The organism is Glutamicibacter sp. X7 (assembly GCF_054889245.1).
Genome location: NZ_CM142678.1, coordinates 2,901,743 through 2,923,652, shown reverse-complemented (window position 1 = coordinate 2,923,652; position 21,910 = coordinate 2,901,743). Strand labels below are relative to the sequence as shown.

Below are 21,910 nucleotides of genomic sequence, written 5' to 3'. Positions count from 1 at the left end.
GCGACGTACACCCGGCTGGCAAGAGGCACCCTGATGACTACGATGTATACCGTGGGTAAACTCTTCGGCTTGTTCTCGGTAGCGACGACGCTAGTGATCGTACTGAGCCTTGCGGCCGCCTCGGCCACCGCGGGATTAGCGATCATGCTTGGCCGAGGCCTCGACCTGCTCCTGTCCGGCGGCAGCCTGCCCGGCAACTGGTACTGGCCGGTGGCCGCCGAAACCCTCGTGATCGTGCTCAGTACCGTGCTCACGCCGGTAGTGATCGCTCGCGATATGGACATCTCCACCCGCGAACAACGCGAAAACCTCCTGCAACACTATCTGGCCATCGGCCCGCTGCGGCTGCGCCGTTTAGGCGAAGGCGAACTCGTGTCCATCGCCATGGACTCCGTGGAACGCGCGGCACGCTACCGGACCGAATTCATTGGTCCGGCGCTCTCCGCGGTAGCCACGCCACTACTCGTCCTCGGGTTTATCGCCGTGTTTATCGACCCGCTCAGCGCCCTGCTCCTGCTGATTCTGACACCCTTGGTGCCGTTGATCGTGATCGGTTTCCAGCGCCGCTTCCGAGCCTCCTCCGGTGAATACCGACGGTCCCAGGGGATCTTGGCCGCAACCTTCCTCGAGGCCCTACGCTCGCTGGATATGCTCAAACTCAATGGCGCCTCGCAGTGGATGGGGCAACGGATCGCCAGAGCCTCAGAGCGGGTGCGGCAACAGGTAATGAAGCTGTTGTCGCGGAACCAGCTGGTGCTTCTGGTCATTGATTCCAGCTTTGCCGTCCTGCTGCTCTCCAGCGCGGCGTTGCTGGCCTGGTGGCGCACCTCCACCGGGGCCATCAGCCCCGGCTCGGCCGTGGCATTGATCGCGCTGAGCTTCTTGACCTTGGCACCGGTGAACTACGTTGGCAGTTTCTTCTACGTGGGGATGACCGGGCGTGCCGCGGAGGAAAAAATTACCCAAGTTCTGCGTGAGCCCATCCACCGTGCCTCGCTGCATCCCGCACGGGCGTCGTTGGGAGATCACGCACTACAACTCCAAGAGATCAGCGCCCACTACGCCCAGGACGAGGACGCGCTACCGGCGCTTAGCGGGATCACGCTCAGCTTCCCCGCCGGGTCGCGCACGGCGATCATCGGCCCCTCCGGTAGTGGAAAAACCACGCTGTTGCGGGTACTGCAGGGACAGCTCGAAATATCCTCGGGCACCATCCACGACGGACACCGCACCCTGGGCCCGGCCACCTTGCGGGCCAACACCGCGGTACTCGACCAGGGCGCCGAGCTCTTTGGAAGCAGCGTGCGGCACAACCTCGGGCTGGGCCGACCACAGGCGAGCGATGAGGAGATGATCGAGGTCCTCTCCGCAGTGGGAATGGGTCCCTGGCTCGCGGACCAACCGCGGAAACTAGATACCAAGCTCGGGGAGGCCGGTGCCCGGCTATCCGGAGGACAGGCACAGCGCATGGCACTCGCCCGGGCACTATTGGCTCGCCGGTCGGTGCTGCTCCTCGACGAACCGACCAGCGCACTCGACGTGCGCACCGAGGCCGAGGTTCTTGACACGATCCGACGGGTCACCGCCGGGCTGACCACCGTCACCGTGACGCACCGACTGGGCCTTCTGCAAGACTATGACTACGTGGCGGTGCTTGAGAACGGGCACGTTGTTCAAGCCGGCCGGCGCGAAGAACTCCTGGCGACACCGGGGTATTTGAAGTCCGCAATGGACGCCTACCAGCGAAAGACGAACGAGCTCTACCGCGCCCTCGGCACCCAGGGAGGAGAACAGTGAGCGAACTGCACACTTCGCCTCCGGGCGTCACTCGTTGGTTGCTCGGCGTCGCTTCGGGGCTTCGCTCAGCGATGGTGCTGGCCTGCCTGCTGGCGTGCATCACCCGATTCGTGTCGCTTGCGATGTATCTCGTAGCTGGCCTCGGGTTACTTCGGGTCCTGGGCCTGTCCGTGGCCTCGTGGCTTCCTCAACCGACTCTGGTTCTGTCCGCGGCGCTATTGGTTGGCCTGGGCCTGCTCAAAGGTCTTGTGCGCTATGCCGAACAGTACGTGGGTCACCGGGTTGCCTTCCTTGCGCTCTCTCGGCTGCGTTCGGTGATGTACCGGGCCTATGAGCGGCAGGCGCCCTTTGGCGGTAACCGGCGCTCGGGGGCGATGCTGTCGAAAGCCACCAGCGATATCGACCGGGTCGAGGTGTTCTTTGCTCACACGCTTCCGCCGGCCGTTGCGGCCCTTGTGGTCAGTGTGGGTTCGAGCCTATTCGTTTGGTCGATTGCCGGCTCTACACCCGCAGCGGCCCTTGCCGCCGGGTACATCATGTTGGGCTTGGTCGTACCCGGACTAGGCCTACGCACCGTGCAGCGGGCGGTAGCTGATACCGCACGTGCGCGCACGGCGCAGAGCCAAGCGCTGGCGGAGACGCTGCGCGGAGCCGAGACGATTGCTGATTATGGGGCCGAGCGAGCGATGCTACGCCGGGTGATGCAACGCGGACCGGATAGCCTGATCGCGTCCAAAGCCGCCTGGATGAGCGGTGTGAGATCGGCGCTGGTGGCCATCGTGCCGTGGCTCAGCGCGATCGTTGTCTTGGCGGTTGGACCTGGCAGCGTGCAGCCCGGGGAGCTGGTGCTGGTACTGGTGTTGTGCGTTCCCTCGTTTGAAGCGGTGCGAGCCGTCGAAGGATTCGTGCTGAGCCTGCAAGATTCACTGGCCAGTGCGCGCCGCCTCTACGACGTTGACACGGCGCCGGTGACGATCAGCGAGGGTACTGAGGCCCCTGCCGTCGAGGGTACAAGCCTTGTCGTGCGACAGCTCAGCGCTGGATACGCACAAGGCGCGGTCGTGCAGGATGTCGATTTCCACATAGCAGGCGGCGGCCTGCTTGCGGTTCTCGGCGGATCCGGTAGTGGCAAGTCGACCGTTGCCGCGGCTCTGGTCCGCAGCATCGAATCCGACGGACAGATGCAGCTTGGGGGAGTCGACCTGCGAGCTCTGCCATTGGACCAGCTACGTGAGCGAATTCTTCTCGTGGCTCAGACACCCGTGCTCATTCGCGGTAGCGTACGTGAGAACTTGCTCCTGGGCAGGGATGACATAGCAGAGGAGCAACTTCGAGAGGTGCTACAGGAACTGGGACTGGCCTCCTGGCTCGCCGCGCAAAAGTCCGGGCTCGATACGCGGTTGGGCGAGCGTGGGAGCCGGCTCTCCGGCGGGCAACGACAACGGTTGGGGATCGCCCGGGCGCTACTACGCCAACCGCAGGTGCTGATCCTCGACGAAGCTACGAGCGCACTCGACGCGGAGAGCGAGAGCCTAGTGTTCCAAGCCCTGCAGCGCCGACTACACAGCGGGATGGCGGCCATCATGATCAGCCATCGACTTTCGGTGTTGCCATACGCTGACACGGCGCTCGTGATGCACGACGGACGCGTCGTCGAAACCGCGGCACCACCGACTCTTATTGCGCGTTCCGACTCGATGTTGCGAGCCATGATTCAGCGTGAAGCTGGAAACCTGTGAGCTCTTACATTCACCGAGGTGCTCGCGTTAGGCTCGCACCATGGTGCGTTTAGTTGTAGTTCTATTTCTAACAGCCCTCGCCACTGGCCTGATACTAACCGCGGTGCTTGCTTCGCAATACGGAAGCGCCGCATGGTGGGTGTTGTTGCTGCTGACCGTGGGGTTGGCCAGTGTAGGAATCTACGACATGGTTCAGAAGCGCCATTCAATCCTGCGCAATTACCCCATTCTGGGCCACGCCCGGTACTTCCTAGAATTTATCCGACCCGAAATTCAGCAGTACTTCATCGAACGCAACACCGACGGTCGCCCCTTCGATCGTGACACACGCTCCCTTATTTATGCGCGAGCAAAGGGTGTCGACAGCCACAAGGCCTTCGGTACCGAGCGTCTGGTCAACGAAGAAGGGCACGAATACTTACTCCATTCTTCGGCGCCCGTTGCGCCGGTCTCCAGCCAGTTCAAGGTGCGTGTGGGATCGAGCCAATGCACAGAGCCCTACGATATTTCGCTACTCAACATTTCTTCCATGAGTTTCGGGGCGCTTTCGGCTAACGCGGTACTGGCAATGAACCGCGGAGCTCGGATGGGCGACTTCGTGCAAGAAACAGGTGAAGGGGGCCTTAGCAAATATCACCTCGCCAGCGATGCAGACCTCTTCTGGGAAATTGGGTCAGGCTACTTCGGATGCCGGACCGAAGAGGGTCGCTTTGATCCCGAGACATTCGCCAAGAAGGCTACGCTGGAGCAGATCAAGGGCATCACCATCAAGATGTCGCAGGGCGCCAAACCCGGTCTCGGCGGCGTGCTACCAGGTGCAAAAGTTACCGCTGAAATTGCAGAGACGCGGCTCGTGCCCATGGGCGAGGACTGTATCTCGCCCGCGAGCCATAGCGAGTTCTCGACCCCACGAGAGCTTTTGGAATTCGTTGCGCGACTTCGAGAATTGTCAGGCGGCAAGCCCGTGGGGGTGAAGTTCTGCGTTGGCTCACGTACCGATGTTCTGGCCATCTGTAAGGCAATGATCGAAACAGGGATCCTCTTAGACTTCATCACGGTAGACGGTGCCGAGGGAGGCACGGGAGCTGCACCGCTCGAATACGAAGATCACATCGGTACGCCACTTACCGAAGGTCTGATGATCGTGCACAACGCGCTAGTGGGAGCTGGCTTACGTGACGAGGTGCGCCTGGCCGCCGCCGGGAAAGTCGCCACCGGATCGGACATCGTCAAGCGACTCATTCAGGGAGCGGATTTCACCTTTGCTGCGCGTTCGATGATGATGGCGACGGGGTGTATTCAAGCCCAGCGCTGCCATACGAACCATTGTCCCGTGGGTGTGGCGACCCAGTCCAAGCGTCGCATGCGTGCGTTGGACGTGACCGACAAGGGACATCGGGTCTATAACTATCATCGCTTGACGGTCACCGAGGCCCAGCAAATCATTGCTTCGATGGGTCTGACGAGCCCGCATCAGTTGACGAGCCGTATGTTGCGCAGGCGCGTGAACATGCAAAACACGCGTTCGTATGCGAGCCTTTTCCACTGGCTTACGCCGGGTCAACTGCTTACCGATCCACCAGTTCATTGGCAGGAAGATTGGGACGAGGCGGATCCAGACCACTTTGGAGAGTTTCCGCCGGTCCGACACGGCATGCCTCTGTCCGTGGCCATTGTTCCGCCAGAGCAGCCAGACCGAGGTGCAAGAATCACACGCATCGAGCCGAAAGACTCCACGAAGGTCGTACCTATCTCCTCCGATGCAACTCGACCGGAGAGTAAACCTGGTGCGAAGTGAGCCGACCCGGCCAGCTGAATCGCGACGGCCATCACTCCATCTCAATGATTCGGCATACCGAATTGTTCGAAAGTAACAATACGGTCACAGTAGCACTTAAAAGTGGCGAGAAAATGCACTTCGAGGGTGCATTAATCACGATTAGTTTCTTTATCGTTCTGCGAACGATTCGAGTGTAGTTGGCCACGTTATCGACGCCACATCACTAGTCATTGGTTGGATTCTTCGCGTCCAAGTGCGATTTGCTCGCCTGCTGATCAGTGACCCATTCGTCATTAAAACAACTAGTCAAGAGTTATTTTCACCTCCGGGGTGACCTCAAATTCTTGTGCCAGGCCCCGCGGAATCTAAAGATCGGCGCTAATTAACGGCCCGAGTGAATTCCGGTCGACTAGCGCCCTCTCAGGCTCCCTTAGAACCGATCTGTTAGTGTTTCTAGCATTCTTTCCTACCGATCAGTAGGTTTTCCCAGATGAGCGTTCTCAAGGAGTTAAATTAGTGAGCCCGAAGAAACTGCTAGGGGGCACTTTGGCGGCGTTGGTGGCCGCCAGTACCTTAGTCATATCAGTAGCCCCGAGCTATGCAGTTCCCGTGATGGATCCTGCTAGTGGAGGGACCGGGCAGTGCATGCCCAGCGGCGGCCTAGGGATTGTCGCAGGCAACGGCACAGTTGAACCGAAGCCAATCGACAAGAACGTAAACGTCTATGCTGGCGGCAATTTTTCCCGTGTCAAAGGTGCCGAATTGGAAGGGCAGCTTGTTGTTAACGGCGACGCGAACTTCGGAAGTGGCGCCTACTCGGTAGGCCGTGTTGGAGCAGGGTCGGGGATGATGCCGTCCGCTGGTTCAGATGTCATTCGCGTAGGCGGATCGGCCGTATTTGGCGGACCAGGTGAGCTCGAAGCGTCGCTAATTAACTCAAGCGGTGACTTCCTTGAGACACATGTTGCGATTGGCGGTGCGCAGCAAGGTGCAGGCAAAATCACTGCGACAGGACCCGGCAGTACAGTCGAATCAGATCTGGGTCGAGAGAGTGCGCTGGACTCGCCGAATTTCGCTGGATGGCCACAGAATAACTTCTCGGTGCTTCGCCAATTCGCGGAAAACAATGTCAACCATGAGCTGAACACCGAGGGTACGTACACGAACTCGTGGGGAACGCTACGCCTCAACGGTGCCGCGGGCGCTGCACGCCACTTGTTTGATATCGATGCTGAGCACTTGTCACAGTTCTCGTTGCAGATCGGTGACAACATCGAGCCAGCTGATCCGATCATTATCAAGGTCCGGGGAGCCTCTCCGCGCATTAATATCCAAGGCCTGTTCGACAGCGCCAATGGCTTGATCTTGGAGAATTCTCAGCGTTTCGGCCAACTCGCCGCGCAGATTCTTTGGGTTTTCCCCGATGCTCAGGATGTGCGACTCGAAGGGGCACAGGTGCCCGGTAGCGTCATCGTTCCTAATTCGTCCGCTACGACCACCATGGCTGCAGCTGGCCTAAACGGCCGTATCTGGGTTGCGGGTAACCTCGTGCAGGATCGTGCGGGCTCCGAGTTTCACAACTTCCCGTTTATAGGCGATCCGACATCCACCTGCACCGAGCCTCCAACGCCAGAAACAACTGAAAAGCCGGATCCTTCGGAGTCGCCGGAACCGACCGACTCGCCTGAGCCGACTGATTCGCCTGAGCCTTCGGAGTCGCCTGAGCCAACGAACTCGCCGGAGCCGACCGACTCGCCTGAGCCGTCGGAGTCGCCTGAGCCGACCGACTCGCCGGAACCGACTGATTCGCCTGAGCCTTCGGTGTCGCCGGAGCCGACTGATTCGCCTGAGCCTTCGGTGTCGCCGGAGCCGACTGATTCGCCTGAGCCTTCGGTGTCGCCGGAGCCGACTGATTCGCCTGAGCCTTCGGTGTCGCCGGAGCCGACCGACTCGCCTGAGCCGACCGACTCGCCGGATCCTTCGGAGTCGCCGGAACCGACCGACTCGCCTGAGCCTTCGGAGTCGCCGGAACCAACCGACTCGCCTGAGCCGACTGATTCGCCTGAGCCTTCGGTGTCTCCTGAGCCGACTGATTCGCCTGAGCCTTCGGTGTCTCCTGAGCCGACTGATTCGCCTGAGCCGTCGGTGTCTCCTGAGCCGTCGGAGTCGCCTGAGCCGACCGACTCGCCGGATCCTTCGGAGTCGCCGGAACCGACCGACTCGCCTGAGCCTTCGGAGTCGCCTGAGCCGACCGACTCGCCGGATCCTTCGGAGTCGCCGGAACCGACCGACTCGCCTGAGCCTTCGGAGTCGCCTGAGCCGACTGATTCGCCTGAGCCGACTGATTCGCCTGAGCCGTCGGTGTCGCCTGAGCCGTCGGTGTCTCCTGAGCCGTCGGTGTCTCCTGAGCCGTCGGAGTCGCCTGAGCCGACCGACTCGCCGGATCCTTCGGAGTCGCCGGAACCGACCGACTCGCCTGAGCCTTCGGAGTCGCCTGAGCCGACTGATTCGCCTGAGCCGACTGATTCGCCTGAGCCGTCGGTGTCTCCTGAGCCGTCGGTGTCTCCTGAGCCGTCGGAGTCGCCTGAGCCGACTGATTCGCCTGAGCCGTCGGTGTCGCCGGAACCAACCGACTCGCCTGAGCCGACTGATTCGCCTGAGCCGACCGACTCGCCTGAATCTTCGGAGTCGCCAGTACCTTCGGAAAACCCGAACGCGGGGAGCTCGAATGGCATTAGTAGCGGAGGCCTAGCCGACACTGGCATGTCTGGTTTGCCGATTCTCGGAGCCGGACTTCTGCTCTTTGCCGCGGGGATTGTGACGGTAGTGCGTCATCGTAAGAAATCACGACTGTAGATAGTAAAGCTGGCAGGCATCTTCGGTGCCTGTCAGCTTTGTCGCATTTATACTTTCACGATCAACCTTTTGGCTAGTCGAAGCCGCCAGAGGATGTGTAAAAGTCGGTTGGCGCCTTTGTTTAAAGCCCTAGTGGTGGCAGCGCGAGATTACATTGGTTGCATGAGGGATTCGCGGTCGACTTCCTGTAACGAACTAGGAGTCCACGCTGGGTTCCTGTCCTTGTCGATTACTTGTGCTCGAATACCTTCGGCGAGATCAGGTAGATGCATGAGGTAGCCAGCTAGGCGGAGTTCACGATCCAGCGTGAGTTGCAGATTAGCTTCTTCACGGGCGGCACGGACGGAGTAGAAAGCCGATGACACGCTCGTGGGAGAGTTCGCCTCGATCATAGCCAGCGCCTTAGCGGCATTGGGATGCGCCATGTCCCTAAGCCGGTCAACCACTTCGACAGGGCTTTCGGCACTGAAAGCATGATCGATCCATCCCAACTCCGTGTCCATGCGATGTGATTCCGGAGCACCGTGGAGGACTTCAACGGCTGCAGTAATTTCTGCGCTGCCAAGACCCACAAAGTCACTTAGCTCGTCCAGCGCATTCTCGGCAAATGTTTCGCTAACAACCGCATCAGCAAAGCCAAGATAGGGCGCATCGGCTCCAGTAAATGAGTTTGCTGTCATCGCAAAGTACTCGCCCATGTGACCTGGTGCCATAGCAAGGAGATGGCTTCCTCCAACGTCAGGGGTGTATCCGATTTTGGCTTCGGGCATGCCCATTCGTGCCGTGGCAGTCACTAGGCGCACTGGAGCGTGGCTGGCTAGACCGATTCCTCCGCCCATGGTTATGCCGTGAGCCACCGTTACAAGTGGCTTTGGATACTTTGAAAGAAGCAGATCAACTTTGAACTCTAGGGCCAGGAGCTCTATAAAATCCGAGTGGTGTCCCGTCGTCACAGCTCTGTGAAAATCCGCGATGTCCCCGCCAGCGCAGAACCCACGTTCTCCTGCGCCAGTTAGAACTACCATCTCGACTGAACTGTCATCAGCCCAGCGATGCAGTACTTCGTCGAGTGCCTGCAACATCTCGAAGTTCAAGGCATTGAGTTTGTGTGGACGATTCAATTCGCAGTGTCCGATACGGTCACGGACGGTAGCGCGCACCAAGTCAGTCAATATTCGTCTCTCGTTAATTAGCCAGTATTTGAGCCAAGCGGTCAAGCACCAGATTGGCCTTTGGCTTCTTGGAGTTTTCGGGTTTCAGCGCGAAGATCGATCGCGCCAATCGGATTTCCGGGGCGTCTACGACGCGAATTCCCGCAGGTGCTTGAGCCATTGCTAGATCTGGTACGAGTGCTGCACCTAAACCAGAAGAAACAAGATGTAGAGACGCGTTGAAATCATCGCAGTAGGCGGCTACTTGGGGATGGATGTTATAGGAAGCGAAAAGTCGCGCGATGAGCGTAGCGTCTGAGGTTCCCGGGTGATGCAGAATCCATGGCCATTCGGCCAACTGATCTACCGTGAGTTGGGAATCGTCGCCTATCGGCCATGACGCAGGGATTACAACTCGGAAATTGTCATCGCCCAGCCAAGTGCGTTCGAGCGACGCTGGCCAGGTTAAACCGCCTGGTCCAACTTGGAAGATCAGGGCGAGGTCTAGATCGCCTCCGCTGCCCAAGCCAGCGACGGTTTGTTGGGGTTCGCCGATCCACAGGCGCAAATTGATTCCCAAGCCCGGCCAATCATCGGCCGTGAGAATTTGAGGAAGTGCATAGGTTGCCAGCGACGGAAAGATACCGAGCTTGATCTCTTCCCGGTCCTGCGATCCGTGAGCGGCTGTGGCCACGTCCGCCATAAGAGCGTCGAGATCGGTGAGAACGCGCTTGGCATGGCGGACCATGCGTAGGGCCCCGGGGGTCGGACTAATAGAACGCGCACCTCTAACGAAGAGGGTGGTACCGACACTGCGTTCTAGCGCAGTCATTTGCTGGGACACCGCGCTCGCGGTGTATCCCAGCCGCGTGGCGGCGGTGGCGAAGGACCGGTGGGCAACTACTTCAAGCAGTGTGCGCAGGTGCACGGGATTAATCACGTGTACAAGTCTAACGAGGCATCATTCATCGACATCGTTGTTCTCTTCCTCGGTAAATTCATTGTCTAGATCGGTTTCGCTCTCTAGCTCGTCATCGAGGAGGTAACTACGCGTGGACAATGGATCGATATTGCGCATGGTTTCGGGCATGTCGCTGGATCCTTCATAAGCCTGTGAGTCGCGTCCGTCATCCGGCTCATAGATGTCGTTGCCGTACTGCGGGGCAAAGTCCAATGGTTCAAATTCCCTGCTCATGGCGTTCTCCTTTGCCAAGTGGGACCGGCTAGGAGAAGGCCCCACGGGTTCTCGTTAGCTCTACAGTAGGCCTCGCGAAGCGGAAGTTAAAGCATTGACATTAAGGTATTTTCAGGGGGCATTTTCTAGGAGTGGAGCTGTGCGGTAGGGAAGGTGCGTGTGCAGCGCCAAGGTCGTTGAGGATCGAGTCACTGCCTTGATTCGTAGAATGTGGCGCAACGCGGACTGCAGCTGATGTGTATCGGTTGTCGCTAGGCGCACCCACACGTCGCCCTGGCCGGAGGTCTCATGAATCTCTAAGACATTGGGAATATGGCGCAGTGCGGTAATTACTGAGTCTAGTTCGCGGTGGTTGACTTCCAAGGTGACGAAGGCAAGTACGTCATAGCCGAGTTTGGCGAGATCAACATCTCGGCCTCCGTGGCGAAGCACCGACGCATTTTCAAGGCGTCGAAGTCGGCTTTGTGCTGTGTTACGAGCGACTCCTACCTTGTCCGCAAGCTCCGAAACTTGGATCCGCGGATCTTCGATGAGCGCCAGAAGGATCTTTCGGTCGACTGCGTCCAATCGCAACATCTGCCCAATCACACACCGTTCAAGCTAGCTATTTTGACTATCGTGCTCAAGTACAGCATCAGATTATGCCTCATTGCTCGGCTATCACGCATATTAGTGAGAGAAAGATCTGTATCGAGCCATCATTCGAAACAGAACGCTCAAATCCTTTGGCCTATCCGGTTCAGAGGGTTCCCGTTCCACTCACCATCATGGAAGAGCCGCTGTGTCCGTCATCAGTGAACTGCGTATGCGCCCTGCCGTGCCGCGTAACCTCACCTGGAATCCTGGTTTTACGACCCGACTGGTGATCACTATGTCGGCGATGTCGTTGCTCCTTATTGGCGCCAACCTGGCTACGCCGCTTTATCCGCAGTTGCAGAGCCAACTGTCGCTTGGGCCCATGGGCACGACTGTCGCATTCGCCAGCTACGTATGTAGTCTGATCCTTTTTCTTTGCACCGTTGGACACTGGTCGGATCACATCGGACGCAGAGCAGCGCTTGTGTTAGCGGTGGCGCTCTCGTTGGCCGGTACCTTGGTTTTTGCTTCGGCTGATTCATTGACCGAATTGTGTCTAGGGCGTGGTCTGCAAGGAGCGGGTGTAGCGCTGGCAACCGGAGCCAGCTCGGCAGCGCTCCGCGAGCTATTGCCTTCCAAGCCTCAGTGGGCCTCACGTTTTACCCTGCTGACATCCTCCGGTGGAGTAGCCGTTGGCCCGCTACTCGGAGGCCTGCTTGCGTTGCTTCCTGGAGGCCGTCATTCAGTGTTTATGGTGCAGGCAGTTTTACTGCTACTTATCTTGGTGCCACTAAGTCTTTTACAGGCACGACCGGCGATTGCCATAGCCTCGGCAGGGGAGCGTAAGCGTGCCTTGGCCCCACGAGGCTTAGGCGTCCCGGCTGAGGCTCGTCCGCGCGCCGTGATCGCCTGCATGGTGGGTTTCCTGAGCTTCGCGGTGTTTGGATTCGTGCTGTCGCTGGCCCCAGGTTACATGGCCCAGGCGTTTGGGCTACATTCGCTCCCGGCGATCGGGCTGCTTGCCGGCCTTCCGTTGGGAGTTGCAGCGTTAACGCAGGTGTTCGTCCGTGGTGGCGACAGGCAACTACCGGGCGGATTGTTGATCCTCGGAGGCGGCGTTATTCTCTTGGCATTTGCCGCTGAAGCCGAGATCCTAGGGTTGGCTGTTTTCGCGATGATCTTGATTGGTGTTGGACAAGGTATTTCTTTCCGAGCGGCCTTTTCCCGCGCCGTTGACGCTGTCGAAACCTCATGGCATGCACGCACTGTGTCAACGATTTACGTGGTGACTTATCTCGGCAGTGCGGTTCCAGTGATCGGTTTGGGCTGGGCAGCTGGCGTCTTTGGATTAGTCCCCAGCACTATGACATTCTCTGTCGCATGTGCCGTATTGGCGCTAGGTTTAGCAATCGCAGCGAAGCGTCAGCTTTCGGCCGAAAAAGTGCGTCAGAGTTAAGCCCTAAGAGCAGAATACTGGGGGCGGATCGGCACCGGCCCCAGACAGCCAGAGCCACGGCTCAAGCCGTCCACGTTCACTGCCTCATCAGGGCAGTGCGGACTAATTGACGCGAAACTTACCAGCAGACGATCTCGGTCCACACGGAAATCCGGAATCCGGCCAGATATCGTGCCAGCGCAGAGGACTTGGTATTGCTCGTAAAGTTTGCCGGAGCCTCCGGCAAGCTTCACGAGCAACGTCCCACGTCTAAGCCAGAGCGCAAGCCTGAGCGGTTACATGCACCGACCTAAGCCGATCCTCTTCCCGAATTGGGTGATGCGCGGTGATCAACTCATCGGCTTGGGCTGTGGTGGCAAAGTGTCGGAGGTAGTCAGCGACGACTTCGCCTGTTCCCACGGCGGTGTACCGCATCATGTCGATAATCTGCTCGGCCTGCGGCGTCTGCATGAGCATGTCGATTTCTGCTTCACTCAGGGAACGATCCTTATTGCGGTTAAGGAACGCTGCTACTCGGTGACGTTCAGCCTCTGTCCGTAGTCGGTGAGCGTCTTCTGGGGTATCTGCTGCGATGACGCCAACTCCGGCGATGACATATGGTTCCGCCAGCTGCGCGGATGGGCGGAACTCAGAGCGGTACGCGGCGACTGCATCATGTAATGCCGCCGGGGCGAAGTGAGAGGCGAAGGCGTAGGGCAAGCCAAGCTGCGCGGCCAACTTCGCGCCAAAGAGAGACGAGCCCAGAATATAGAGAGGTACCTTCGTTCCATCCCCGGGGATGGCGCGCACGCCGGCGATGCGTGATTCGCCGGCCAGGTAAGCCTGAAGTTCCAGAACATCGTGGGGGAATGAATCTGCGGCGCTCGGGTCCCGACGTAATGCGCGCAGAGTGTTCATGTCGGTGCCGGGGGCGCGGCCCAGCCCAAGGTCTATGCGGTCGCCGAAGAGTTCCTTGAGTGTTCCGAACTGCTCGGCAATGACCAGTGGGGAGTGGTTTGGAAGCATGACGCCTCCGGAACCGAGCCTGATGTGCTCGGTGTGGTGCGCTACGTGGCCGATGAGCAGCGATGTGGCGCTCGAGGCAATCGTCGACATGTTGTGGTGTTCGGCGTACCAAACTCGTTCGTATCCAGAACGTTCGGCCAGCTGGGCTAGCCGCACCGAGGAATGAAATGAATCGGCGATCGTCGACTCGGGGGAAATGGGGGCTAGGTCTAAGATCGAAAGCTTCACACTTTTGACAACCCATAAGTACGCCGCGGTATTCCGATAATCAGGTCACACCCGCGGCTGCATATGCAAAGGCCGGGGCAACCGTACGGTTGCCCCGGCCTAGCTAAGCGCTGTGTAAGTTACAGTGCGCGAATGTCCGAAGCCTGCAGGCCCTTCGGGCCCTCGACTACCTCGAACTCAACCTTCTGGCCCTCGTCCAAGGTGCGGAAACCATTGGTCTGGATGGCGGAGAAGTGTGCGAATACATCGGGGTCGCCGCTGTCCGGAGCGATGAAGCCGAAGCCCTTTTCAGCGTTAAACCACTTGACGATTCCGGTTGCCATATTAATAGGGTGTCCTTTCAGACGTACTGCCACCTGACGGTGATCTTGGTTGACTCTGTTTCAGCTCATCAAGAAATCTTGACGAACTGGAGAAGCAGCCAAGTCATTCACTTCACGTCATAGAAGGGGCTAGCGTCAACCGGAAAGGTTGGACATTCACAAACTTCTAACGGGTACTTCGCGAATTACTTAGGAACTACAGTCTCTAGCTTACTTGCTCCCAAGCCACTTGGGAATAACTTTTCCCTAGTTAATCTAAATTTTGGTAAAGGGTTGGGACACGTTTACCGCAGTGAAGGCTTGATTACACGTACCACTAGGAGCGCGGCGAGCACGGCCAGTGCGGCGGCGATCAACGATGTGATAAGTACCCCAAAATCGAACGCGTGTGCCGCCGACTCCATCAGCGATAGAGCTTGAGCTTCCGGGAGCTGTTCGGCGAGGGTCTGCGCGCCGCTCAGGGTTTCACGAGCGGCGGAATCCTGGTCCGGATTGACGCCTTGCGGAATGACCACGCGGGCTGCGTAGACCGCGTTCAAGATCGTGCCGAGCACTGCAACGCCAAGTACGGAGCCGACTTCATAAGCGGTCTCGCTGATGGCCGATGCGGCACCGGCCTTGCTTGGTGGAACCGCCCCGAGGGCCATGTCGTTAGACAGCGTCTCGGTCATACCCACGCCGGAACCAAGAACGCAGAATGCGACCATAATCCAGGCGACGTTACCGTTGGAGCCGGCAAACATCACGAGTGCATAAGCGGTCGCCGAGAGCAAGAGCCCACAGATCATGACGTTCGGTGACCCAAAGCGGTTTGAGAAGTACACCGAGATCAGGCCGAAGGCCATGGTCAACACCAAGCCAGGAGTCATCATCAGGCCGGCTTCCAACGGGCTATATCCGGCGATTAGCTGCAGGTGTTGAGAGACGAAATAAATGAATCCAACTAGGGAGAAAACTCCGATGAGGTTCACCAACAGTGCGCCGGAAAAGGCGCCATTGGTGAAAAGTCGAACATCGAACATTGGATTCTCCGTGGCCAGCTGGCGTCGAACGAATGCAGTGCCCGAAAGTACCGCCACGGCGATGGCGGCGACGGAAACGTACCACCCGTCGCTCGAGAAGGACTTGATCGCAAAGACGAACGGCAGCAGCGTCAGCACCACGAGGGCAATAGACGCCGGGTCGACACGGCCTGGCTTTGGGTCTTTGGAATTCGGGAGTAGCAGTAGCCCGCCGATGAGCAAGGGCAACAACATCGGCACGGCCATGAGGAAGATCGAACCCCACCAGAAATGCTCAAGCAGTAGACCGCCAATGATGGGGCCGAGGACCGCGCCGCCAGAGAACGCGGCAGCCCAGATGGCAATGGCTACGCGACGCTCCCGGTCGTCGAGGAAGATATTGCGGATCAAAGAGAGCGTGGCCGGCATGAGCATGGCGCCAAAAATACCCAGAAGGGCTCGTGCGATCACTAATTGATTTGGATCCGTGGCAAATGCTGCCAGCGCTGAAACTGCGGCGAACCCAATGGCGCCGATGAGCAGGACAGTTCGGCGGCCGATACGGTCCCCGAAGAAGCCCATGGGAACCAATAGACCAGCAAGGATTAGTGGATAAATGTCAATAATCCACAATAATTGCGTGCCGGTGGGTGCCAGCGCAGCGGAAATGGCGGGGACGGCGAAGGACAGGACCGTGTTGTCCACGGAAACCAAGAGGACCGGGAACATGAGAACGGCCAAGGCCGCCCAGCGACGGGCACGGCCCAGGGTGGGGATTGCGTCGATGGTAGGGGAACTCATGATGGATATCAGCCTTTAGTGTTGTAGGAACGATCATAACTATACCGTCCGGACGGTACAGTTACAATTGAAGTATTGTTCAGTTGATCACTGATACTCGTTTGCTTAGGAGCCCGCATGGCACGCCCGGCGCTAGCCCGCAGGAAAGTTTTGGAAGCCTACATTGATCTGCTGTGCACGGACGGGGTAGGTTCGGCCACCATGGAGGCCACGGCGGCCCGAGCTGGTGTCTCCAAAGGCGGCCTGCTCTATCACTTTGCTTCGAAGGAATCGCTAGCCCAAGCCGTCATCGACTTCAGTGAAGAAGTCATCCAAGAAGATTTGCGCCTTATGGACGAGGCGCCTGAAGGTGCGGCCACATACTACGTAAGAACCTCCGCGACCGTGAATGGCGAATTCGATCGTCAATTCATCGCTGTCCAGCGTCTGGCGCAGGACGGCAATGAGGCGGCCATCGCTCACTTGGGTACGGTCCAGCAACGCTGGTACGAAATGCTGACCAAGCATCTCGGGGATGAGCGTATTGCCAATATGGTCATGCTGATTGGTGAAGGTCTCTATACGCATTGCGCAATGCCGGGCGGCTGGTACCAAAAGAATTTGGAAGGGCAGCTAGGGGAGTTACTAGAGTTGATCCCAGAACTCAAAAAGTTGGGTCGTGGCAACTAGTTAAGGGACCGTGGCACGTGAGCGCAGTTAGATCTTCCGGGCAGATGCGTGGGCGTATCGGAGCACTGTTGGGAATCTTGCTCATGGCCCTGTCCCTTCGTGCAGCCGTCGTTTCGGTTCCCCCGCTGCTCGGCAGGATCGGGGTAGACCTAGAATTCACCGAGTTCACAACTGGGTTACTGGCCATGCTGGCCCCACTAACCTTTGCCATCTTTGGCCTATTGACCCCGCGCTTGATCCGGGCGCTGGGACTTGAGCGCACGCTACTGCTCTCCGTGGCGTTAGCGGTATTCGGGCAAGTAGCTCGCGCGTTCATGGCCGACGTGTACACGTTTCTGGCGCTGTCGATTGTGACTCTCTGCGGCTACGGTATTGGCAATGTCGTCTTACCACCGTTGGTTAAGAAGTACTTTCCCGACCACATTGGGCTCGTCACGAGCGGGTATGTCACGCTGATCGCGGTGGGGACATGGGTAGCACCGCAATTTTCCGTGCCGATGGCCGATGCCAGTAACTGGCGGTATTCGGTGGGAGCATGGGCATTGCTTTCGACCATGGTGTTGGTGCCCTGGGTCATTCAACTCGCCGCCAATCGACAGCACGCGCGCGTCGCGAATCCAGCAGCTGGCACCGCCCAAGTGGTAGCACCGGAACGCCGCATAAATCCCTGGACCAACAAGGTTGCTTGGGGACTGGCTATCTACTTAGCGGGAAACTCCGCACAGACATACGTGTATTTCACCTGGCTACCTCCCTACCTGCACACCATGGGCGTGGGCGAAGCGACCGCCGGGAACATGCTGGCTCTTTTCGCAATCCTTGGACTCCCGGTAAGCCTGCTCGTGCCGCTGTGGGTACCACGGCTTAAGCGACCGCTTGCTGCGGTGCTGATCTTCACCTGTTGCTGGATCATCGGGCATTTTGGGATTTACCTTTCACCGACACAAGGCACTGCGCTGTGGGTAGTGATGGCGGGGCTTGGGCAGGGAACTTTCGCTATTGCGTTGTTGATGATGAACCTTCGCTCGCGTACCACCTACGGCTCCGGCGTACTTTCTGGTTTCGCGCAGGGTATCGGCTACGCCGGGGCCGGAATCGTCCCCCTGCTCTTCGGTATTGTGCAGCAGGCGACTGGGTCCTGGGCGGTAGCGTTTGCCATGATGGGGCTGTGCATTATTGTCATGCTGACCGGGGCTCTCATGATCAACGCGCCGCGCACCATTGAGGATGTCGCAGAGGGTGCTCAGCGCGAACCCAGCCTGCAGGAGATTGACTAAAAGTGCCGCTGCGGCCCACCCATCGGTGGTGGTGATTGCTGGCGATACCAGTGCCCGGCTGCCATCGGAATGCGCCAGTTAAAGCGCAGGGCACAGAGGCGCAACAGGAATGTGGTGCTGCCGATGGCAATCGCCACCGCAGGCTGAAAAATTTCAAGGTGCCAAGCCAGCGCCGAGAGTGCGGCTCCGAGAATCGCGGGAATCGCATAGATATCACCGGGATTGAAAAGATCCGGTGTCACATTGGAAATCACATCTCGCAACAGTCCACCGCCCACGGCGGTGATCACTCCGAGCAAAATTGCCGTGACTGGATTGACGCCATTGTCTAAGGCCTTGAGGGTGCCGGTCATGCTGAATAGCGCCAGGCCTCCGGCATCGAAGACGAGGATAAGACGGTGGAGCCGTTGTACCGACGGTGTCAGTGCGTAAACGCAGAGCGCAGCCAATATAGCAGGGGTGAAATACACCGGATTCTGAAACGTTGCCGGTGCCTGATTCAGGATCAGGTCGCGCACTACACCGCCTCCGAGACCGCATACCCCTCCAAGAAATACCGAACCGAGAATGTCGAAACCGCGGCGTGCAGCCATCAACGAACCCGCGACGGCAAAGAAGAAAATGCCCACGAGTTCCATGGTGATCATCATGCTTGAATATCCTGGCGTAAGAGAAAATGTATGGACAGTGGCTGCGCCTATTGCTGACGGATCAGTTCGGCGAGTTTCTCAATAGTGTTGAAATTGCGGGTGGTGACGAGGTGACGCCGGGCGGCCTTTGTCAGTGCCTTGGACACCGGGGCATCGGTGGTGCCGCCCTTGGGCGCCAGCCAGTACAAGTATGGTCCGTTCGCCTGCCAGCTATTGTCGGGGGGCAGAAACTCGCCTAGTACTTCGGCATCTTCTGCGCACAAGGTTAAGTACCGGTGTTCTGTGCCGTCGGCCGACAGCGGAAAGTCCGACGCCAAGTCCAACACCTGCGAGCTTGCGAAAACGAGAGTTTCCAGCGGGCGCCCGTACTTCTCGGCCAGCAGCTGGTCGCAGCGATCCTGTACCTCGGCCGCCGTGGCTAGTGAACTCTCGAGTAGCACGTTGCCAGTGGCCAACACGGTACGTACCGAGTGGAAACCACCGTCGCTCAGAAGCTGTGCCAGCTCTTTCATGAGAACCTTCACTCCACCGACATTAATACCGCGCAAAAACACCACATAGCTTTCCATGAGTCCCATCGAAGCCGATGCCCCGGGGTTTGTCGAGATTCCATGACGGTCCGAAGACTCGCTAGGATCGGGACTATGCTCACTCAGCGCCCATATGGCTCATGGCCATCGACCATCACCGCCGCCGACGTAGCTGCCGGGACCATCCCGCTCGGTGGCGCATGCTTCTACCAAGACTCCGCCATCATCCAACAAGGGCGCCCCAGCGAGGGCGGGCGTGTCACCCTGGTGCAGCAGCCCTTGGCCGAAGGCGGCACCGAAAAAGAACTGGTGCCCGCACCATTCAACGTACGTAGCCGGGTCCACGAATATGGCGGCGCCAGCTGGTTGCTGATTGACGAGGCCAACGCGGTTATCTTCAGTAATTTCGCTGACCAGCGGGTTTACCGTCTCTCTCTGGCCGATGGAACCACACAGGTGCTCACTCCCGAGAGTCGACGCGACGGGGAACCACTGTTGCGATTCGCCGACTTCAGTATTGGCCCCAGCGGAAGCGTGCTGGCCATCATGGAGGATCAATCTTCCGAACCAGTGCGCCATATCGTTCAGCTACCACTGGATGGGAGTGCCTCCGATCAGGTCGAGCAAATACGCAGGCTCAGCGCCCCGGCGCGATTTGTAGCCTATCCACGCCTGAACCCCACCGGTGAAAAGATTTGCTGGATCAGCTGGGAGCACCCGAACATGCCCTGGGACGGCACCGAGCTACACCTAGCGGAGTGGGCGGATGGGGGAGTGCTTCCCGATACCGTGATCGCCGGAGGCCCGGCCGAATCGATTATGCAACCCGAGTGGGTCGACGCCGATCGTATCGGTTTCATCTCCGACATGTCCGGCTGGTGGAACCCGTACCTCTACCAAGTTTCCAGCGGGCGAACCACGCGACTCATTGCTCGCGATAGCGAATTCGCCGGACCGCTGTGGCAGGTCGGCACACGCTGGTATCTGGTGGAGTCTCGTCATGAACTGCTGTGTACCTATGGGCGCGGCACCGGAGCACTGGCCAGGTTGCATGTGGACACCGGCGGATTGCACGAGCTGCCGCTGCCGTTCACCGGCCTTCGCCCGTTAGATGTTCGCGACAATTGGTTACTAGCGGCCACCTCATCGATGTCAGCTGGCGAGCAAATCACCCTGCTCAATCTCGAAACCCTCGAGCACCGACCGCTGGCGCACAGCATTGAGCGGTTGCCTGAGCCTTCCCTGCTGCCCGCCGTGGAAGAGTTCGAGTGCCGCAACGCCCACGGCCAGCCCGTACACGCACTGCTCTACCGGCCGCGCAATGCCGGGTATACCGGACTCGACGGCGAGTTACCGCCTTTCGTCACCATGGTTCACGGTGGCCCTACCGCTCAAGCTCAAGCCAAACTCTCCACTGCGATCGCCTACTACACCTCGCGCGGTATCGGGGTGGTTGATGTGAACTACGGCGGTTCCACTGGCTATGGGCGGGCCTATCGCAATCGCTTACGTGGCCAATGGGGTGTGGTGGACGTCGACGACACCGTTGCCGTCATCGACGCGCTGGTTGAACAAGGGATTGCAGACCCCAACCGCGTCGGCATCGAAGGCGGCAGCGCCGGCGGCTGGACCGTGCTGAGTGCGTTGACCAATACGCAGCGTTTCACCGCCGGGATCAGCCGCTATGGGGTCTCCGATCTGGTAGGACTTGTCGAGGATACTCACGACTTTGAGTCGCACTATATGTACTCGCTCGTGGGCCCTTACCCCGAAGCCGCCGACCTATATGCGCAACGTGCACCAATTAACCACGTCGCGCAGATCGGGTGCCCGGTGCTGTTGTTGCAGGGAGATGAGGACAAGGTGGTACCGCCGGCTCAATCCCAGGTGGTGGCAGACGCGCTCGCCGAGCGAGGTATCCCGTACGCATATGTACTGTTCAAGGGGGAACAACACGGATTCCGCAAGGCACAGAACATCATTGCCGCGCTGGAGACGTCGCTGGCCTTCTATGCTCAGATTTTCGGGTTCGACGCCGACGTGCCGAGCCTGACGTTGACCGGGAGCTAGAGTTCCAAATCCTGCCAGCTGGCGCGTAACCGGTCGAGTTCGCGCCGGTCTTTCTTGGTGGGTCGTCCTGCGCCGCGTTCACGTATCGGCACATTGGGGATGATCGGTTTCTGCCGCGGTTCACTATGGTCCAGATAGCAACGGACGGCAACCGAGGCACCGACACGTTTAGCGAGTAGTCCCGTCACTTCAAGCTCACGATCGAACCCGTCCTTGCGTACACGCAACCGGTCGCCGACCACGACCGGTTGTGATGCCTTAACCGGGGCGCCGTTGAGTTTGACGTGTCCTGCACGGCACGCGGTGGTGGCAGCGGAGCGAGTTTTGTAGATGCGCACTGCCCAGAGCCACGCATCGAGGCGGATCTTGCCGCTAGTGGGGATGTCCTGCATTATTCTCCGTTTCCGACCCCCGCATCGGCGCACGCATTGATGAGCTTATCTTGCAGGGCGCGCGGAGCCTGATCACCCTGTTCGGCCAGTTCGCGGAGCACGTCGACCAGCGGCTCGGGCAATCCGCCTCCATTGACACTTTGCACGATCGATCCTAGAACCTTCAGCTCGTTAGCATCAATCGTGCCGTCTTGAATTGGTGCGCAGGCCTGTCGTAAAAGCTCCTCGCTCGCGGCTTGCGAAAGCTGCTGCGCGGCCGAGCTGGCGGTATCTTCCACCACAGAACATCCCGTGACCAGTATCCCCAGCGTCACCACGCATCCCGCGGTAAGACAGGTGCGTCGAAGTAGTTTCCCCATGGCAATAAAGTCTACGACTGGAGGTTTGGGATGTGCTGTATATCGGCCGAGTTGA

19 protein-coding genes and 2 pseudogenes are annotated in these 21,910 nt (G+C 58.9%); 8 read left to right on the top strand and 13 right to left on the bottom strand.

What is annotated here, in order from left to right; genetic code table 11:
• The first annotated feature begins 33 nt into the window (after positions 1-33).
• The 4 genes and pseudogenes from ACYU0X_RS13915 to ACYU0X_RS13900 form a co-directional block, all read left to right on the top strand.
• Entirely contained in the window at positions 34-1,797 is a 1,764-nt protein-coding gene (locus ACYU0X_RS13915) for an ATP-binding cassette domain-containing protein (protein WP_461901280.1), read from the top strand.
• Positions 1,794-3,536: an amino acid ABC transporter ATP-binding/permease protein gene (locus tag ACYU0X_RS13910; RefSeq protein WP_461901278.1), complete on the top strand. Its 1,743-nt coding sequence runs from the start codon at positions 1,794-1,796 to the stop codon at positions 3,534-3,536. The genes ACYU0X_RS13915 and ACYU0X_RS13910 overlap by 4 nt, the downstream gene beginning before the upstream one ends.
• A 40-nt stretch (positions 3,537-3,576) precedes the next feature.
• Positions 3,577-5,334, top strand: a complete 1,758-nt coding sequence (locus ACYU0X_RS13905) for an FMN-binding glutamate synthase family protein (RefSeq protein WP_461901276.1) — start codon at positions 3,577-3,579, stop codon at positions 5,332-5,334.
• A gap of 594 nt (positions 5,335-5,928) precedes the next feature.
• Positions 5,929-6,852: pseudogene (locus ACYU0X_RS13900) on the top strand (choice-of-anchor A family protein); the annotation flags it as partial.
• A gap of 38 nt (positions 6,853-6,890) precedes the next feature.
• Here the strand turns inward: ACYU0X_RS13900 and ACYU0X_RS13895 are convergent.
• From ACYU0X_RS13895 to ACYU0X_RS13870, 6 genes and pseudogenes are all read right to left on the bottom strand, one after another.
• Positions 6,891-8,051, bottom strand: a complete 1,161-nt coding sequence (locus ACYU0X_RS13895) for a hypothetical protein (RefSeq protein WP_461902833.1) — start codon at positions 8,049-8,051, stop codon at positions 6,891-6,893.
• A 270-nt stretch (positions 8,052-8,321) separates the two neighbouring features.
• Entirely contained in the window at positions 8,322-9,389 is a 1,068-nt protein-coding gene (locus tag ACYU0X_RS13890) for an enoyl-CoA hydratase/isomerase family protein (protein ID WP_461901274.1), read from the bottom strand.
• Complete coding sequence (locus ACYU0X_RS13885; RefSeq protein WP_461902812.1) at positions 9,358-10,071, bottom strand: LysR substrate-binding domain-containing protein; 714 nt, start codon at positions 10,069-10,071, stop codon at positions 9,358-9,360. Before ACYU0X_RS13885 ends, ACYU0X_RS13890 begins: the two co-directional genes overlap by 32 nt.
• A gap of 24 nt (positions 10,072-10,095) precedes the next feature.
• A pseudogene (locus ACYU0X_RS13880) lies at positions 10,096-10,251 on the bottom strand (helix-turn-helix domain-containing protein); the annotation flags it as partial.
• Positions 10,252-10,284: 33 nt separating this feature from the next.
• Entirely contained in the window at positions 10,285-10,518 is a 234-nt protein-coding gene (locus ACYU0X_RS13875; RefSeq protein WP_418907392.1) for a hypothetical protein, read from the bottom strand.
• 111 nt (positions 10,519-10,629) lie between these two features.
• A complete protein-coding gene (locus tag ACYU0X_RS13870; protein ID WP_309410508.1) occupies positions 10,630-11,094 on the bottom strand; it encodes an Lrp/AsnC family transcriptional regulator in 465 nt (154 codons plus the stop codon).
• Positions 11,095-11,299: 205 nt separating this feature from the next.
• On the opposite strand from ACYU0X_RS13870, the gene ACYU0X_RS13865 reads away from it, so the two are divergent.
• Positions 11,300-12,550, top strand: coding sequence for an MFS transporter (locus ACYU0X_RS13865; protein WP_461901272.1), 1,251 nt, complete (start codon positions 11,300-11,302; stop codon positions 12,548-12,550).
• Between the two features lie 249 nt (positions 12,551-12,799).
• On the opposite strand, the gene ACYU0X_RS13860 is transcribed toward ACYU0X_RS13865, so the two are convergent.
• From ACYU0X_RS13860 to ACYU0X_RS13850, 3 genes are all read right to left on the bottom strand, one after another.
• Positions 12,800-13,783, bottom strand: a complete 984-nt coding sequence (locus ACYU0X_RS13860; RefSeq protein ID WP_461901271.1) for an LLM class flavin-dependent oxidoreductase — start codon at positions 13,781-13,783, stop codon at positions 12,800-12,802.
• Positions 13,784-13,902: 119 nt separating this feature from the next.
• A complete protein-coding gene (locus ACYU0X_RS13855) occupies positions 13,903-14,106 on the bottom strand; it encodes a cold-shock protein (protein WP_309410511.1) in 204 nt (67 codons plus the stop codon).
• Between the two features lie 284 nt (positions 14,107-14,390).
• The gene (locus tag ACYU0X_RS13850; RefSeq protein ID WP_461901269.1) at positions 14,391-15,908 is read right to left on the bottom strand and encodes an MFS transporter; all 1,518 of its coding nucleotides are present in this window, start codon (positions 15,906-15,908) and stop codon (positions 14,391-14,393) included.
• A 117-nt stretch (positions 15,909-16,025) separates the two neighbouring features.
• Between ACYU0X_RS13850 and ACYU0X_RS13845 the strand changes: the two genes are divergently transcribed.
• Both ACYU0X_RS13845 and ACYU0X_RS13840 read left to right on the top strand, forming a co-directional pair.
• Complete coding sequence (locus ACYU0X_RS13845; RefSeq protein ID WP_461901267.1) at positions 16,026-16,577, top strand: TetR/AcrR family transcriptional regulator; 552 nt, start codon at positions 16,026-16,028, stop codon at positions 16,575-16,577.
• Between the two features lie 17 nt (positions 16,578-16,594).
• The gene (locus tag ACYU0X_RS13840; protein WP_461901265.1) at positions 16,595-17,854 is read left to right on the top strand and encodes an MFS transporter; all 1,260 of its coding nucleotides are present in this window, start codon (positions 16,595-16,597) and stop codon (positions 17,852-17,854) included.
• Here the strand turns inward: ACYU0X_RS13840 and ACYU0X_RS13835 are convergent.
• Positions 17,851-18,504, bottom strand: a complete 654-nt coding sequence (locus tag ACYU0X_RS13835) for a trimeric intracellular cation channel family protein (protein WP_309410515.1) — start codon at positions 18,502-18,504, stop codon at positions 17,851-17,853. The genes ACYU0X_RS13840 and ACYU0X_RS13835 overlap by 4 nt on opposite strands.
• 47 nt (positions 18,505-18,551) lie before the next feature.
• The gene (locus ACYU0X_RS13830; RefSeq protein WP_461901263.1) at positions 18,552-19,073 is read right to left on the bottom strand and encodes a DUF1697 domain-containing protein; all 522 of its coding nucleotides are present in this window, start codon (positions 19,071-19,073) and stop codon (positions 18,552-18,554) included.
• A 75-nt stretch (positions 19,074-19,148) separates the two neighbouring features.
• Here ACYU0X_RS13830 and ACYU0X_RS13825 point away from each other — a divergent pair, with 75 nt between their 5' ends.
• Positions 19,149-21,104 (top strand): S9 family peptidase, encoded by a 1,956-nt coding sequence (locus ACYU0X_RS13825; protein WP_461901261.1) that lies wholly within the window; start codon positions 19,149-19,151, stop codon positions 21,102-21,104.
• On the opposite strand, the gene ACYU0X_RS13820 is transcribed toward ACYU0X_RS13825, so the two are convergent.
• Positions 21,101-21,496: an RNA-binding S4 domain-containing protein gene (locus tag ACYU0X_RS13820; RefSeq protein WP_309410518.1), complete on the bottom strand. Its 396-nt coding sequence runs from the start codon at positions 21,494-21,496 to the stop codon at positions 21,101-21,103. The two genes, ACYU0X_RS13825 and ACYU0X_RS13820, sit on opposite strands and share 4 nt — an antisense overlap.
• Positions 21,496-21,855 (bottom strand): hypothetical protein, encoded by a 360-nt coding sequence (locus ACYU0X_RS13815; protein WP_309410519.1) that lies wholly within the window; start codon positions 21,853-21,855, stop codon positions 21,496-21,498. The genes ACYU0X_RS13820 and ACYU0X_RS13815 overlap by 1 nt, the downstream gene beginning before the upstream one ends.
• Between the last annotated feature and the right edge of the window lie 55 nt (positions 21,856-21,910).